Annotated in this window: 7 protein-coding genes; all 7 read right to left on the bottom strand. The window is 34.8% G+C overall.

Annotated elements, in window-relative coordinates; genetic code table 11:
* Positions 1 to 264, bottom strand: a 264-nt coding sequence (locus AC1DY0_RS11515) for a hypothetical protein (RefSeq protein WP_477188743.1), incomplete at its 3' end; no start/stop codon positions are given.
* A gap of 185 nt (positions 265 to 449) precedes the next feature.
* Positions 450 to 1,934: a RagB/SusD family nutrient uptake outer membrane protein gene (locus tag AC1DY0_RS11510; protein ID WP_477188742.1), complete on the bottom strand. Its 1,485-nt coding sequence runs from the start codon at positions 1,932 to 1,934 to the stop codon at positions 450 to 452.
* 10 nt (positions 1,935 to 1,944) lie between these two features.
* Complete coding sequence (locus AC1DY0_RS11505) at positions 1,945 to 5,028, bottom strand: SusC/RagA family TonB-linked outer membrane protein (protein WP_477188741.1); 3,084 nt, start codon at positions 5,026 to 5,028, stop codon at positions 1,945 to 1,947.
* A 211-nt stretch (positions 5,029 to 5,239) separates the two neighbouring features.
* Entirely contained in the window at positions 5,240 to 9,448 is a 4,209-nt protein-coding gene (locus tag AC1DY0_RS11500; RefSeq protein WP_477188740.1) for a hybrid sensor histidine kinase/response regulator transcription factor, read from the bottom strand.
* A 339-nt stretch (positions 9,449 to 9,787) separates the two neighbouring features.
* A complete protein-coding gene (lacZ, locus tag AC1DY0_RS11495; protein WP_477188739.1) occupies positions 9,788 to 12,904 on the bottom strand; it encodes a beta-galactosidase, LacZ type in 3,117 nt (1,038 codons plus the stop codon).
* 8 nt (positions 12,905 to 12,912) lie between these two features.
* Positions 12,913 to 14,238 carry a DUF3863 domain-containing protein gene (locus AC1DY0_RS11490; protein ID WP_477188738.1) on the bottom strand — a complete coding sequence of 442 codons (1,326 nt, stop codon included), beginning with the start codon at positions 14,236 to 14,238 and terminating at the stop codon, positions 12,913 to 12,915.
* 169 nt (positions 14,239 to 14,407) lie between these two features.
* A complete protein-coding gene (locus AC1DY0_RS11485) occupies positions 14,408 to 16,048 on the bottom strand; it encodes a beta-N-acetylhexosaminidase (RefSeq protein ID WP_477188737.1) in 1,641 nt (546 codons plus the stop codon).
* Positions 16,049 to 16,228 lie beyond the last annotated feature (180 nt).

The following is a 16,228-nucleotide window of genomic DNA, read 5'->3' as shown; positions in this document are numbered from 1 at the left end:
GGTTAGTTCCATATTGTTTGAATCGCCTTTCCACTCTGCTCCTGTCCAACTTTTTATACTTGTTTTTTCACTAAAATCAGTATTTGCCAAATCAATCGAAAACTCTTCGKTATTTTTAACCAAAAGCTGATTTCCATTATAAACAGCAACATTATAACCTTGTATATTATCGCCTACAACTTTTAAATTAATATTCTGGCTTGACGAAATTGTTTCGACAAAACAGAATAGCAAAATAGAAAGGGTATTTAAAAATTTACACATAGTAAAATGTTTTATTATTTATAAGACTAACCAGAGTTCTTAGATTTAGACTTTATTATTAATGCTTTTGGGGAATTCTATTTCTATATTTTAAAAATAGAGAAGTAGCAATTTTTTTTAATTGCAATTGCTACTTCTCATAAGGATACTAATTAAACAAATAACCAATTTAATTTAACAAATCACTAATATCCAGGATTTTGAGTTAACAATCCAGCTGAAGCATCCACTTCTGATTGAGGAATTGGATACAACATGTGTTTGTCTTGGAAATTTTTACCATGGGCAGTCATCACTTGTTTAGCAATACCCCATCTTTTTAAATCAGGCATTCTTTGGTTTTCAAAACCAAGTTCAGCTCTTCTTTCAGAAATCAACCAATTTTTAATAGTTGCTTTATCTGTAGATGCGGCTCTGTTTGGTAATGTTCCGGCTGGTACTGGAATTCCATCTGCTGTAACGGTGCTTCTGGCTCTTGTTCTAATTTGATTTATGATGCTAATGGCACCTGAATAATCACCATTTTCATTAAGTGCTTCTGCTTTCCAAAGTAAAACATCGGCATAACGAATAAACACTTTATTGTTTGAAGCATCATCATCTCCTTTGTTGCTACCATCTGTGGTTCCTAAAAGTTTATTAACCCATTGTTGAGGAGCATTCACTGTATATAACTTTCTAGGGTCATTAGGCTCAAATGAAGCCAAAAAATCAGCACTTGGAGCAAAGAATCCCCACCCAAGAGGTGCACAAATTCCATTTCCTTTTCTTGGGTCGGCTTCTTTAAGGTGGTTATAAGAGAAGATAACTTCGTTGTCTGCATATTCAGTATTCATGTTGAAGTTATCAAAATAATTGGCATCCAAACTAAAAAAACCAGTAGCTTCTAATTCTGATACTAATGTTGTTACACTGGCCCAATCTTTGTTATATAAAGCCGTTTTGGCAAGAAGTGCGATTGCAGCCCCCTTAGAAACTCTCCATTTTTCTGTATCGGATCCGTATTTTGAATTAGGTAAAAGTGATTTTGCCTTTTCTAAATCGGTTTTAATTTGATTCCATACAGTTTCTTTCGGTGCTCTTACTGCCAAATCAAAAGCCTCTTGATATGTTTTTGCAGGCGAAAGAAGTAAAGGTACGTCTCCAAAATTAGTTACCAATGAAAAATAATAGTAAGAGCGTAGAAAATAAGCTTCTCCAAGTAATTGATTTTTTCTTTCGGCAGATATTCCGGTAATTGTCTCAATTTCTGGGTTTAATAAAAAACTCAATGCAATATTGGTTCTTTTTATCCCTTCGTAATCATATTTCCACAATCCATTTGGTCCTCCATTGGTCGAAGTAAAAGTATAATTGTTAATTTCATCCATCCAAGGTTGATCTCCATCGGGAGACCATTTTTTTTCCATATCATCGGATGCGATATCATCTATTACAATATCATTTTGAAACACCAAACCACCATTCCAATCCCATTCGGCCAACTGGTTCAACTTATTGGATAACATATCATAAGATGAGGTTACTGAACTTTCTACGGAAGCCAATGTTGGCTTGGAACTCGCCTGCTCCAGAGTTAACGCCCCTACAGGTTCTGTAGTAAGTTCATCTTGGCAACTTGTCAATGACGCTAGCGAAATCATAATCGCTGTTATATATGTATATTTCATGGTTCGTTTATTAAATTTTAAATTTTAAACCTATTAGGATTGAAGTAGATTGAGGATAAGTTCCCTGATCTATGAAAGAAGTTGATTCTGGATCCAAACCAGTATAGTTCGTGAAAGTCAATAAGTTTTGACCTGATACATACATTCTTAAATACGTATCACCAATGATTTTAGGATCAAACGTATATCCAATCTCAAGATTTTTCAATCGTAAATACGAAGCATCTTCAACAAAAACGCTAGAAACTTGGCTTCCTCCATTATCATTAAGTGTGTTACGTGGAGTTGTATTACTTGTACCTTCTCCATTCCATGCGCCTAAAACTGCAGTAGTAGAGTTGAAAGGGCGGCTATCATAATCCAAAATTTGTTTCAAATCGTTGTAACGATCTACACCTGAAACTCCTTGGAAAAGGAATGACATGTCAAATCTTTTATATTCAGCATTGAATGAGAAGCCGTATGTTACTTTTGGTATTGAACTTCCTATGAATGTTCTATCATCAGCATTAATTTGACCATCTCCATTTAAATCTTTAAACTTAATATCACCAGGTTTTGTACCGTTTTCATTAGAGAATAAAGTAGAAGACACTTCCGCAGCATTTTGATAAATACCATCAAACTTTAATCCGTAATAAGAACTGATAGGTTGTCCAACCACAGTTTTAGTATGAGTTTTGTCATCATTAATCTCGGTAACATATTGCTGAAGTTGTTCTACATTATTTTTTAGTGTAGCAATGTTTGCATTGATTCCGTATTTAAATTCGTGGTCGTTATTTTGAAAATTAGCTCCAAATTCAAAACCCTTATTAGTTACAACTCCAGCATTGACAAAAGTTCTATTAATTTGACCAACAGTAGATGAAGGTAGACCTACAGTTAATAAAATATCATCGGTCTTTTTGTCAAAATAATCAGCTGAGAAAGTCAGTTTATTATCCATTACACCCAAATCAAGACCAAAGTTAGTTTGTGTAGTAGTTTCCCATTTTAAATCTGGATTACCATAACGAACTATGTTTATGATACCACCTGTTTCGGTAACAAGAGTTTCATAGGCATTATTAGGAATTTCTTGATTTCCAGATTGACCCCAGCTAGCTCTCCATTTTAAGTTGGAAATCCAATCTGCTTTTTCCATGAATTTCTCTTTAGACATTACCCATCCACCAGAAACAGAAGGAAAATAACCCCATTTATTATTAGGTCCAAAACGAGAAGAACCGTCAGCTCTTATAGTACCTGAAGCTAAATATTTATTGTCGTATCCATAATTTGCAGAACCAAAGAAAGAAATAAGGTTCCAACTTTGAGCAGATCCTGAACTGTGTTTATTAACATCGCTTCCATAATCAAGATAACGGAAAGGATCAGTAGTATTATTATAGTTTTGTCTGCTCCCACCTACTGCAGACTGGTCGTATGATACCGTTTCAGATCCTAATAATGCACTGATGCTATGTTTATCAGCAATTGTTTTAGTATAATTCAAAGTATTTGCAAAAGTAAACGTAGTCGCTTCACCTCTATTTTCATTCAGGCTTGAAGGTCTATTTTGCCTACCTTGTCCAGGATACGTTTCATTTGCACTATTGTCATTATCATCTCCAAAATTTTCTCCAAAAGCTTTGTTGTGATCGAAAGTGATTTCAGCTCCCAAATTACTTTTGAATTTCAGAGATTTATCCGCTAAAAAAGCATATTCTCCATATACATTTCCAAAAGTTTTAAAAGCAGAACGTGTGTCATCTGTAAAATGAACAATTGCCAACGGATTAGAAGTTAATTCATAATTTGGATTCCAACCACCATTAGGATTGTTATTCAAATAAAAAGGTAAATCAGTGTAAGGATCATTTGCTTTATAAGTTGGATCATTTACATCTTTATACACTCCTAAAACCGATGGACGCAATAAAGCATGTCTGATAACACCGGGAGCGTCTCCACTTGAAGACATTTTATCTTGTCTAGTACTAGTAATCTGAAGATTTGTTCCAACTTTGAAACGATCGGTAACTTCAGTATTGATATTAGTTCTAAAATTAATACGCTTGTACGTGTCATTATCACCAACCACAATACCATCCTGTCCAAAATAACCACCAGATATTAAATATTGTGTTTTCTCTGAACCTCCGCTAACCGAAAGCTGTAGATTATTAGTTCTTCCAGAAGTGAATAATTCGTCTAACCAATTGGTATCTGATAGTGCTATCCCATTAACGTTTCCATTAGTTTGATCTGTTTTGTATGGGCTTATTGCTCCAGCCGAATTATTATTAGAATTATGCCAAGCTTGATCCATTACTGTCAAATACTGATTTGCATTTAGCATTTTAGGAAGGTTTGTAGCAAAACTGGTTCCAGAGTAATATTCTACATCTATATTTGATTTCCCTTTTGAACCATTTTTAGTAGTAAGAATTACAACTCCACCCGCAGATCTAGATCCGTAAATAGCGGTAGCTGCAGCATCTTTTAATACAGTCATCGATTTTACGTCAGACATGTTCAAGAAAGAAATGTCGCGGGTAGCAACACCATCAACAACATAAAGTACATCGTTGTTTCCTAGTGTACCTTCCCCTCTAATACGTATTTTAAGCCCGTCTCCAGGAGCACCAGTATTAGCAGAAACAGAAACACCGGCAACTTGTCCTTGCAAAGCCTGACCTACATCAGCCACTTTTGTTTTAGCCAATTCCCCCATGTCTACTTGCGCTACGGCACCTGTTATAGATTGCTTTTTTAGACTGGAATACCCAACAACAATTACTTCGTCTAATTTTTGTGAGTCGCTTTCTAACTTGGCATTTACTACAGCTTGTCCATTAACAGCAATCTCTCTGTTTTTATATCCAATGTAACTAAATACCAAAACGGCATCAGTACTTACATTATTGAGACTGTAGTTTCCATCAAAATCTGTTGAAGTACTTAAAGATGTTCCTTTTACAACAACATTCACCTGAGGTATTGGACCGCTGTTATCCGAAACGTTCCCTTTTACCGATTGAGCATGCATTATGCTCCCTGATAATATTATTCCAAACAGGAACAAATTATAAATAATTTTCTTTCTCATCATAGGGAATTATTAAATTGATTACTAATTCGAGTTAAATTTTTCATGTTAATAAAAATTAGGTTGATTAAATGCGTTAATAGTTTTTTTTATACTCAAAAAACGATTTCGTAAATTTATTCCGTAGACACAAAAAAAGGTGTACACTATTTCTTCAAAAGTGTACACCTTTACAAAAGATGTTGATTTTCAGTAATTTAAAAAATAATACTTAGTGTTTTACCTTATGTTTCAATTGATAATTTTTTGGAGTCACATTATACATCTTATTAAACTCGCGGTAAAAATAAGAACGGTTATTAAACCCAGATTGGTAACATACCTCCGATACAGTCAATACATTTTTGCGCAGTAGTTCTGCTGCATATTTTAATCGTATCGTCCGAATTAAATCTCCAGGAGTAAAGCCAAAAATCTGTTTCACTTTTCGGTACAATTGCGAATTACTGATACCCAATTCTTTTTCAATAAATAAGCTTTGAAGATCTTCATTATCAATATTGGAACGAATCAGTTCGATCACCTTTTTTACAAAATCTTTTTCATCATTATTTATTGGCAGTGTAGCCAGATTCTCTGTAAGAGTATCTTGTGTAAAATGTTTTAGTATTAATTCTTTCTCTTCAAGAAGTTTCTGTACTCGTATTAATAAATGGTCTGGATAAAAAGGCTTCGGAATATACGAATTGGCACCGCTTTCCAATCCTTCAATTCTATGGATGACAGAATCTTTTGCGGTAAGCATAATAAATGGAATATGACAGGTCTTGATATCCTGTTTGATTTTTTTACAAAGTTCTACCCCATCCATCATCGGCATCATAACATCGCTGATAATAATATCTGGTATTTCTTTCTCAAGAATTTCCAAAGCTTCTAGTCCATTATAAGCAGGTATGATTTTATATTTCTCTCCTAATAAATCATCAAGAAACAAATGAATTTCTTTCTCGTCCTCAACTAATAAAATTGTTTGGCGAATGTCTTGAATATCTTCAAGTGAAGCAATTTTATCAGGTGTATCATCAGACTTGTTCGGAATCTCTTCAAGAATATTTTTAAGATGATGAGAAATCAAAATCGGGCTTACTTCTACATCCAGTTCTTTTTCGGTAAAAGACTCTTCACCGCAAGGAATAAGAACAGTAAAAGTGGTCTGCTCATTGGCTATACTTGAAACCAGAATTTCCCCTCTCAATACTGTAACCAGTTTTTTAATATAGGCCAACCCGATACCAGTTCTAAACAAATCATTGTCTGGTGCTTTATTTGTATCCGACAGAAAAAATCGATCAAATAACGAATCTAATTTCTCTTTCGGAATTCCGTTTCCAGTATTAACTATTGTAATATTCAATCTTTTGGAATCATCCTGAAGAGTAAACTTAACATCAATTTTCCCTTTTATAGGAGTGTATTTGAATGCGTTTGACATCAAGTTAAACACTATTTTTTCAATCTTATCTTTGTCAAACCAGCCTGGCAATGCAGATGGAATATTCAGATTGTAATCAATCTTTTTATCCAATGCCCATTCATCAAACAATTCCGCTATTTGTTCAACCAAGCTTACAAGATCAAATTCTCTTGCATTTATATCCAGATAATCATATTCAGCTTTTCTAAACTCCAATAATTGTTGTGTCAAAAACAATAACCTTGACGAATTGCGTTGAATCATCTGTAGGAACTTTTGATTGCGTTCGCTAAGATTTGCCGTTTCGGATAGTTTTTGAACAGGACCAACAATCAAAGTCAAAGGAGTCTGAAATTCATGGGCAATATTCGTAAAAAAGGTAAGCCTGTTTTCGTGAAGCTCTTCTTCCCTCTTTCTAAAAAGAATGTTTTGACTCAATGATTGTCGCTTTTTGTAATAACTCAACACAAAAAGAACAAAAAGGGTAGTTAGGATCAGATAAATTACAAGAGCCACATTGGATTGCCAAAACACGGGTTTAACCCTAATATCTATGGCGTGAACTGGTTTGCTCCAAACTCCATCGCTATTGGACCATTTTATCCACAAGGAATAATTACCCTTTGGAACGTTTGTAAAAGATATAATTCTTCGATTATTTATGGTATTCCAACCCTTATCGAAATTCTTCAATTGATAGGCATATTGGCATTTTTCACTGTTAACATAAGTCAAAGCCGCCAATTCAATATCAAAAAAGTTCTGATTATGAGTTAAAACAATCGAAGGATTCGTCTTTGAATCAGGAGATATAACTAATCCTTGATAATACGGAATAGACTGATTTTGGCCACTGATCTTATCTATTAAAATATCTGGAATAACAGAAGACTCTTTTATTTTTTCAGGTAAAAAATAATTTAATCCTTTTATTCCTCCCATAAAAACAAAATCTGACTTCATATCTTGATAGAATGCCCCGTCGGCAAATTCATTATTCTGAAGTCCTTCATTTTTGGTGTAATTAATAAACTTAGAACCGTTAGGATTAAAATTAGACAGCCCAAAATTTGTACTTATCCAAAGATTGGACTTTTTATCAGAAACAATTCCATGAATAGTATTATTAGGCAATCCTTCTTTGACCGTATAGCTCTTAAAAACGGCGCTTCCGTTACTCTTTAAATCTTCCAATAAATTCAAACCAAAACTTGTTCCYATCCAAAGTCGATTATTTACATCTGTACGTAAACACAAAATATCATTATTGGATAGACTCTTGGAATTATTCTTAATGTTTTTGTACGTTCGAAATTCTTCAGTTTTTTTATCAAAAAGATTAAGACCTCCTAATCTGGTTCCAATCCAAAGCTGATTCTCGTTCCTAGGAACTATAGAAAAAATAATATTACTGCTTAATGATTTTGCTTTGTTGCTATCGGCAAGATATCTTTTGAATTCTGTTACTTTCAACTTTTCTCCCGAACGTTCAATTTTACATCGAATCATTCCGTAGCCATTGGTTCCAAGCCAAATAAAACCAGTTGAATCCTGAGAAATAGTGTAAGTTGATTTAAAATAATCACATTTCTCATTCCCTTCAATAGCAGACCAATTGATAAGTTTAGATTTTTTTAGGTCAAAAACCGTAACTCCATCCCCATCTGTACCAACAAAAACAAGATTATCCTGACCTTTACATAAAGCAAATACGGCATTATTGATGGAGCTGTTATTTTCGTTGAAGTTTTGATATTGTAATGCTTTTTCTGGATTTAGATAAAAATTAGAGGGAAAACGAAATAATCCTTTCCCTTTTGTACCAACCAAAAAAGAATTCCCTTCCACCTCCAGAAATGTTCTGATAATTCCCCCGTCCAACTCTGGAACTTGTGCTTTTGAAATTAAATTAAACGCTTTTTTCAGTGGATATATTTTAAATAATCCATCTCCATCCGTTCCTGTCCAAAGCACATTTTCACTTCCTTTTATTAATGTGGTAACCTTTTGACTCTTTAGGTATTTCAACCATGGTTTGGAAACAATATTCCCTGAATTATCCATTATGAAATAACCAGATTTGCCAGAAAACACAATTCCCTCTGGAATATGACCAATGATATTATCAATATTTTGAGTCGACAGCGTTTGATTTTTATTATCGGATAAAGAATGTAAAATAGCATTGCCCGAATCTGGAATGACACATACTTTTTGATTGGAGACCACTTCAAAAGCACGAATCTTTTTTGAAATCAATTCTACTTTTGAAATTATTTTTTTCCCTTCATTTGTGGTTTTAAGAGATAAAGCATAAAGTTCATTATTATCTAACAAGACCAATAATTCTCCCGTTGGAGAAAATTCCATTTTTTTGACTGCTTTAGTCGAAAGATTTTTGTTGTTTAATAATTGAAAAGCAGTTCCGTCAAAATAACCAATTCCCCAATCTTTTACGGCACAAAATACTTTCTTGGAAGCATCCAATGCCATGTTAAATTCGGATTCTGATAATGGGGGTTTATTTTCTCTGGAAAAGTAAAATCGCTGGAATGCATCCGTTTTTTTATTATAACGATTAATACCATGAATCGTCAATATCCAAATTTGACCTGCATCATCTTCGGCTATTTTAAAGATTACCTGATTGCTCAGGCTGTTCTCATTATCCAATTCTGGTCTGAAAATCTTGAAACTATTTCCATCATATCGGTTTAATCCGTCCCAGGTCCCAACCCAAAGTAAATTCTCAGAATCCTGAAAAATGGCATTAACAGAACTATTTGACAATCCCTTGGTATTATCCAATTGTTCCAATGAATATTTCAAGTCAAAAACCTTTGATGAATCTAAAAGCGATTTGTGATTATTATTAATCTCCAACTTTTGAGTTTCCGCAAGACTTTTAGTTACTCCATTATCTAAGGATGCAGGTTTCTCTTTATTATTACATGAAATAAAGCCTGCAAAAATAAAGCTGATGAATATAATTTTAATTTTCAATTTAGTAAGTGTTTATTAGTTTTTATCAAACCAACCATGTGATTATTAGTGTTGTCACATAAATTATTTGCGTTTTCTTTATTAGGATGTAAACAGCAATCTAATTATTTTGGAGGCACATAACAATACAAAAAGAAGATTTTCTACAGGAATTGAGGTAATTATCCCGTATTCAAATGTACAAAAAAAGCAGGCCATTTAAAGCATTCGAAAAATAGCTTGGAAAGTACATCATTTCGTTTTGTTTACAAAACTCTGCTTACTTACAAATCATTAATTATTAATCAAGTTCCCTTTTTAAATTTTCACCATAAATAAATAAATACATCCAAACTAATTTTACTCTTTAATTGGTTTAATCACAAATCCGTAACTATACGTTGCCTGTTTTAACAAATACTGTTCGTGAGGATTTCTTCCCCAGCTATCATCACCGCCAAGCCCTCTTTGTGCTAAATCTACACAGATCACTGATAGTTTCCTTGGTGCAATATCACTCAAATGCTGGTTCTTTTTAGAAATTCCCGGGTCGAAATCCATAGGGTAATTATTCAAAGCGCTCATGCAAATAGGCTGAATTCCAGTAATACTTATTCCTTTTCCAGCATTGTTTGTAAGGTCAGCCCAACGAATATCTGTCTTATAACCATTTTCCTGTGGGCGTGAGTAAGGCACATATTGGTCGGCAACTTTACTGTTGTAAATTCCTTTGAAGGACGCCGTATTCCTATCAGAATAATTTTCTAAAGGGCCTCTACCGTAATAATTGAAGTTTTCAAATTCATTAGTTAAAGAGAAAATCATCCCAAAACGAGGCATTTCCGGAACTGCATTAGTACCTTTTTTATAAGAAGGAATAATTTCTAAACTACCGTCTACTCTCATTAAGTACTCAATTTTATATTCAGAAGCCACATCGTTTAGTATAAACGCTGCAGTTAAACCAGATTTTCCACCTTCATCAGCAAATTCGGCTACATTTTTTAAAGTAATATTGTCGCCAGCGGTTCTCCAAACATTACACTTTAAAGGCATCCCGTTTCCAAAATCATTATCAGTTGGGGCTCTCCAAAAATTAGGTTTTGGAAATTCTTCAAAATAGCGTTTCCCATTATTAGAATAATCAGAGATTAATCCACTTTTTTTATCGATTTTTACTTCAACATTCGCTGCTTTAAACACAAAAGAATCGGTTTCTTCAGTTGGTCTAATATATTTAGTATTTTCTACAGTAAAATATTTAGTGTCTTCTATTACAAATTGCTCTCTGGCTATTTCGTGGCCTTTGGGCAAAATTTCTGTTTCAACTTTTGTCAAAGCAAAAACATTCAACAAATACTCTTCTCCGGCAATTGAATTAATTTGCGGTAATTCAATTTTGATTTGTTTTTTAGAAAGAGGATTCAGGGCAACATTTAAAACTCCTTCTTTTATTACTTTTCCGTTTTTCAACACTTCATATTTAAAAATGTACTCCGAAAGATTAGTATAACCAAAATCGTTCTGAACTTCGATAATTCCTTTTTTAACATCAACCGCTTTGAACAAAATATCCTGATATTCTTTTTTGACTTCAAATGCTCCTGGATGTGGCTTTCGATCTGGCCAAACCAAACCATTATGACAAAAATTTTCATCGTTTGTATATATTTGTCCGCCCATGTCTCCACCGTAAGCCCAATATTCACGACCTATTTCATCTTTCAATTTGAAACCTTGGTCTACCCAGTCCCAGATAAATCCCCCCTGCATGTTTTTGCTTCCGCGAATAATATCCCAGTATTCTTTAAAATTACCACTACTATTCCCCATCGCGTGTGAATATTCGCACATGATAAACGGCCTGTTTACTTGAGGTCTCGCTGCATATTCCTTCATGTACTCAATCGACGGATACATTGGGCAAACTATGTCTGTGTTTTCTTTTTCCCTTGATTGCTCAAACTGAACCAACCGAGTTTTGTCTCTCTCTTTTATCCATTTGTAAGCATCATAAAATACTGGACCATTACCGCATTCGTTCCCAAGTGACCAAATAATTACGGATGGTTGATTTTTATCTCTTTCAACCAAACTATAAATTCTGTCCATATGGGCAGCTTTCCACTCTGGAAGATAAGCTGGATGTCTAGCTTTATTTAAAGGTTCGTCGTATTCTGCACCAGAACCATGACTCTCAATATTGGCTTCATCAACTAAAAAAATTCCGTATTTGTTGCACAATTTCACCCATGCAAAATTCATCGGATAATGACTGCAGCGAACTGAGTTGATGTTTAGTTTTTTCATCATTTTGATATCCTCTATCATCATATCCTCCGTTTGGTAATGTCCAGTAACGGGATTATGCTCGTGGATGTTCACACCGTGTACCATGATTCGGATTCCGTTTACCAAAAGTTGGCCGTTTTTTAGTTCCACTTTTCGGAAACCAATTGAGTTTGACACTGTTTCGACTAATTTACCCTGTTCGTCTTTTAGAGAAAGTAACAATGTATATAAATACGGTTTTTCAGTGTTCCATAAATTTGGTTTTACAACATTTTCGGTAAAATCAATTGATTGGTAATTAGCTGCTTCAATAGTTACTTTTTTGCTTTTTATAAAAATCACTTTGCCAGATGCATCCACTAATTTTGCTTCTACAACTTGGTTATTTTTAGCAACAGAACCTAAATTTTTAAGTTTCACCTCTACAGTCAAACTTCCGTTTTTGTAGTTCGCATCCAGATCTGGTTTTGCAAAAAAATCATTAATACGAATATCGGCGGTGCTGTACAAAGAAACAGTGCGATCAATTCCTGAAATTCTCCAAAAATCTTGATCTTCCATATAAGAACCGTCGCTCCAGCGGTAAACCTCGACGGAGACATCGTTTTTCCCTGGTTTCACATATTTGGTAATATCAAATTCGGCTGGACTTTTGGTATTTTCAGTATAGCCCACTTTTTCGCCATTAACCCAAATATACATTGCAGAAGTTCCTGCTTCAAAGTGCAGAAATACATGGCGATTGTCCCAATTTTTAGGCAAAAGAAACTCTCTTTTATAAGATCCAACAGGATTATCCGAGTGATCAATAAAAGGCTCATTATTAGGAAAAGGATACGTTATATTAGTATAAATCGGAATTCCATACCCTTTTAATTCCCAATTGGAAGGCACCTGAATTTCTTTCCAATCCGAAGTGTTGTATGTATTTTTATAAAAATCTGCTGGTCGTTTTTCTGGTGTGGGAGACCAATTAAATTTCCAATTACCATTCAAATTCATATACCAAGGCGAAGCAGAAAAATCATCGGCTATGGCAGTTTTTTCATCAGAATAAGGCACGAAAGCAGCGCGGGCAGGTTCCCTGTTTATCTGAAAAACAGAAGGGTTTTCCCAATCGTTTGTCTGTGAAAATGAAATCATATTCATTGTCAACAGAAAAAATAAAGCTATTTTTTTCATCATTACTATTCTTAAATTTTTATTGAGAACAACTCGGGATAATATTTTGCAATCAGTTGCTGATCATCTGCACTCAGGTCTTTCAGGGAAGTAGGAACATCTTGTGGACGCAATCCCTTCTGATTTATTCGGTTCATCAAACTCCAATCAGTTACTGGATGCTCAGGACTTGGATCAGCAGGTTCGCTAGTCGTAAGATCATATCGTGTAAAGTCAATCACCTTTTCGGGCGTGTTTTTATGCCAGTCACGCAACAATGCCAATCTGAAGCTTTTGTTCATAAACCAACGTATTTCTTCATTGCCATAAGAATTCCCGATCCCTAGTCCTTTCTCCTCAAAACGGTAGTTCCATTTATCGTTGTTGGGGTATTCCTTGCGCCAAATCTCACCAAAATCACCGAATGTGATGAATTGGACATCTGGCCATCTTTTTTTTGTATCTCCAACCCATTTTTCCATAGCCTGCAAGATAAATTTATCCCCCCACTCATGTCGTTCCGGTTTTTTTACCAGTTGCGCTTCCCAGATATTGGGTATCCATCCAAAACCATTCAGTTCAAGCCCACGGTCGAAATGCAGCGATTGAGTATGCATAACGGAGTAATGGCCTATGTCCAATCCTTGTTCGCAATAGGTTTCTATAGGCCCAACACCACGTCTACTGGAAGTCCCGTTAAAAGGAGTTGTTCCTTCAATACCCCCACTTTCCATGGCGCACAGAAAATCCACACTCCAACCATCCAAATTAACGCAATCAATAAAATCAGCTTTGCTTTGGGCTGGTTTACAATAATGCTCCTTTGATGGGTAATACGGATAAGAAGGAGAACCATCTGCCCCTCCGCCATCCACAGCATGCTGACTCCATATTACGGCATGCGCAACATGTATTTTTTCAACTTCAGCAAGATAGCGCAAACTTTCTGCTGACATAAATCCTCCTATTATGCATTTTGGACGATATCCGTCGCCAACAAAACCGGTAATAGTCTTTAAAGCTTCCGTTATCTCTTTGTTAACCCGTTTCCTCGGAAGGTACATTCCAGGGAAATAGCCTGGAAAATAGGTAACTTCATCACTATATTTTTTTTGGCACTCCGCTGCATATTTTCTAATATCTGCATAATTTTCGCGCTTATCTTCCAATGCGTTAAGGGTAAATCCCCAAGTAAGGCGACCATCGGGATTGTTCTTCATAAAGGCTTCGCGTATACTGCGTACTACTTCCAACGTGTGAATCTCTGATTCGTCAATGTCAAGTAATTTAACATCCCTTGAAACTTCCCAAGGCGTAGTACGGATCATAATGCAAAGGGTAACAAACCTGCCGCCCATCAATGGCTGTATCGATAAAAAAGGAGGAAGTTCATTGGCTGCCCATAAACTGTTTCCTAGTGATGATGAGGCTAGTAATCCTGCCGATGCTAACAGTGAATTCGTAATAAATTTACGTCTTTCCATAAAACTATTTTGTTGTAATAATAAAATCGTTGTTTTTTGTAAATTAGTTCTGTCCCTTAAAATAATTAGCTCCCCACAAACTGTATCTTTTTTTCTGGGTCTCTATTTTTGTCTGAAAATCAGACCAGTTCTTTTTCTCTTTTGGAGACCAAAGAACTTCACTTAAAGCACTCAAACGTGGAAAAATCATATATTCTACTTTGGCAGGATTGTTTATATACTCAGCCCAAACATTTCCTTGAGCTCCCATGATATACTTAGCCTCTTCCACATTCAATTCTTCAGGAACAGGTTCGTAACTGTACACTTTTTCCAAGTTTATATAACCTCCAATAGTAAGTTCTTTTTCATTTTGGGTTTGTGAATAATCCAAATAAACATGACTGCTTGGAGACATAATTACATAATGTTTATATCTAACTGCAGTTATACCTCCATTTTCTCCTCTCCAACTCATTACAACAGCATTTGGAGCAATCCCACCTTCAAGAATTTCGTCCCAACCTATTATTGTTTTTCCTTTTCCATTAATGTATTTCTCCATACGCTGGATAAAATAACTTTGAAGTTCATGCTCGTCTTTCAAGCCTTTTTCTTTTATCAATTGCTGACAAAACTCACTTCTTTTCCAATTATTTTTAGGAGATTCGTCCCCTCCAATATGGATATATTTTGAAGGAAACAAAGTCACCACTTCATCGATAACGTCTTGCAAAAATTGGAATGTATATTCAGTTGGAACATACACATCATTAAAAACATCCCATGTTTCCTGAACGACCTTTTTTCGTCCGTTTGCCATTTCTTGTCTGCTTTTATCTGAAATCTGGTCATCAGTAAGTTGTTCCGTTTTTTCGTCAGGAAAACAACTCAATTGAGGATATGCAGCAATCGCGGCACTACTGTGTCCAGGCATTTCGATTTCTGGGATTATGGTAATAAAACGATCCGAGGCATATTTTACGATATCTTTAATTTCTTCTTGGGTATAAAACCCTCCTTCTGGAGTATTATCGCTTCCTGTACCTGGATCATGGCCAATAATGGTTCCGTTTCTCTTGGAACCAATTTCGGTCAGCTTAGGGTGCTTTTTTATTTCAATTCTCCAACCTTGATCGTCGGTTAGATGCCAATGAAAATAATTCATTTTATGCAAGGCTAAATAATCGATGTATTTTTTAACAAAGGCTACCTGAAAAAAGTGACGCCCAACATCTAACATAGATCCTCTATAAGCAAAACGAGGTTCGTCTTTCACATTAACCGATGCTATTACCAAAGTGTTACTTTTTTCTGTAGGCAACAATTGAATTAATGTTTGCATTCCGTAGAAAGTACCGATAGCTGAATTCCCGATAATTTCAACTCCTTTTTCATCCGAACTTAAACTATAACCTTCGCTTTTAAGTCCCTCGATACCTTTAAGGCTTTTTAACTGAATACAATTTTTATCTGCTTTTTTAACAATTGGCAATTCAAAACCGTAGTAATCCTTTAGATATTTATTCAAGAATACTACTGTGTTCTTGTCTTCATCATTGGTAACAACCAAACTAGTTTTAGCATTAATTGTAAAACTGCCGTCGCTAATGGTAACTTGTATCGGCTGAGGAATAATATTTACTTCCTGTGCAAATGACAAAGCATTGCACAAAAGAAATAAAACGACAAATGATCTAATCATAACTAATTATTTATATAACCCGTTGAGTGCAATTATTTTTTAAACATATAAGTCATATAAGTTCTGTTACTACACTGTCAAGTTGGAACTTAAAAAGATAAATAAGTAAAACGTGTTAAGAGAAATATCTTTTCTTTACTGAACTATTAATTTTACTTGATAGTGTTTCAACTAAAAACT

This window comes from Flavobacterium sp. P1_E4 (assembly GCF_056405915.1).
The sequence above is the reverse complement of the archived record's forward strand: the minus strand, read 5'-3'. Positions and strand labels throughout refer to the sequence as shown.

Bases quoted from the DNA above. Each gene is read 5' to 3' on its own strand.
- AC1DY0_RS11485 (WP_477188737.1), bottom strand. From the start codon at position 16,048: ATGATTAGATCATTTGTCGTTTTATTTCTTTTGTGCAATGCTTTGTCA.
- AC1DY0_RS11510 (WP_477188742.1), bottom strand. From the start codon at position 1,934: ATGAAATATACATATATAACAGCGATTATGATTTCGCTAGCGTCATTG.
- AC1DY0_RS11490 (WP_477188738.1), bottom strand. From the start codon at position 14,238: ATGGGCGGCAGGTTTGTTACCCTTTGCATTATGATCCGTACTACGCCT.
- lacZ (WP_477188739.1), bottom strand. From the start codon at position 12,904: ATGATGAAAAAAATAGCTTTATTTTTTCTGTTGACAATGAATATGATT.
- AC1DY0_RS11505 (WP_477188741.1), bottom strand. From the start codon at position 5,028: ATGAGAAAGAAAATTATTTATAATTTGTTCCTGTTTGGAATAATATTA.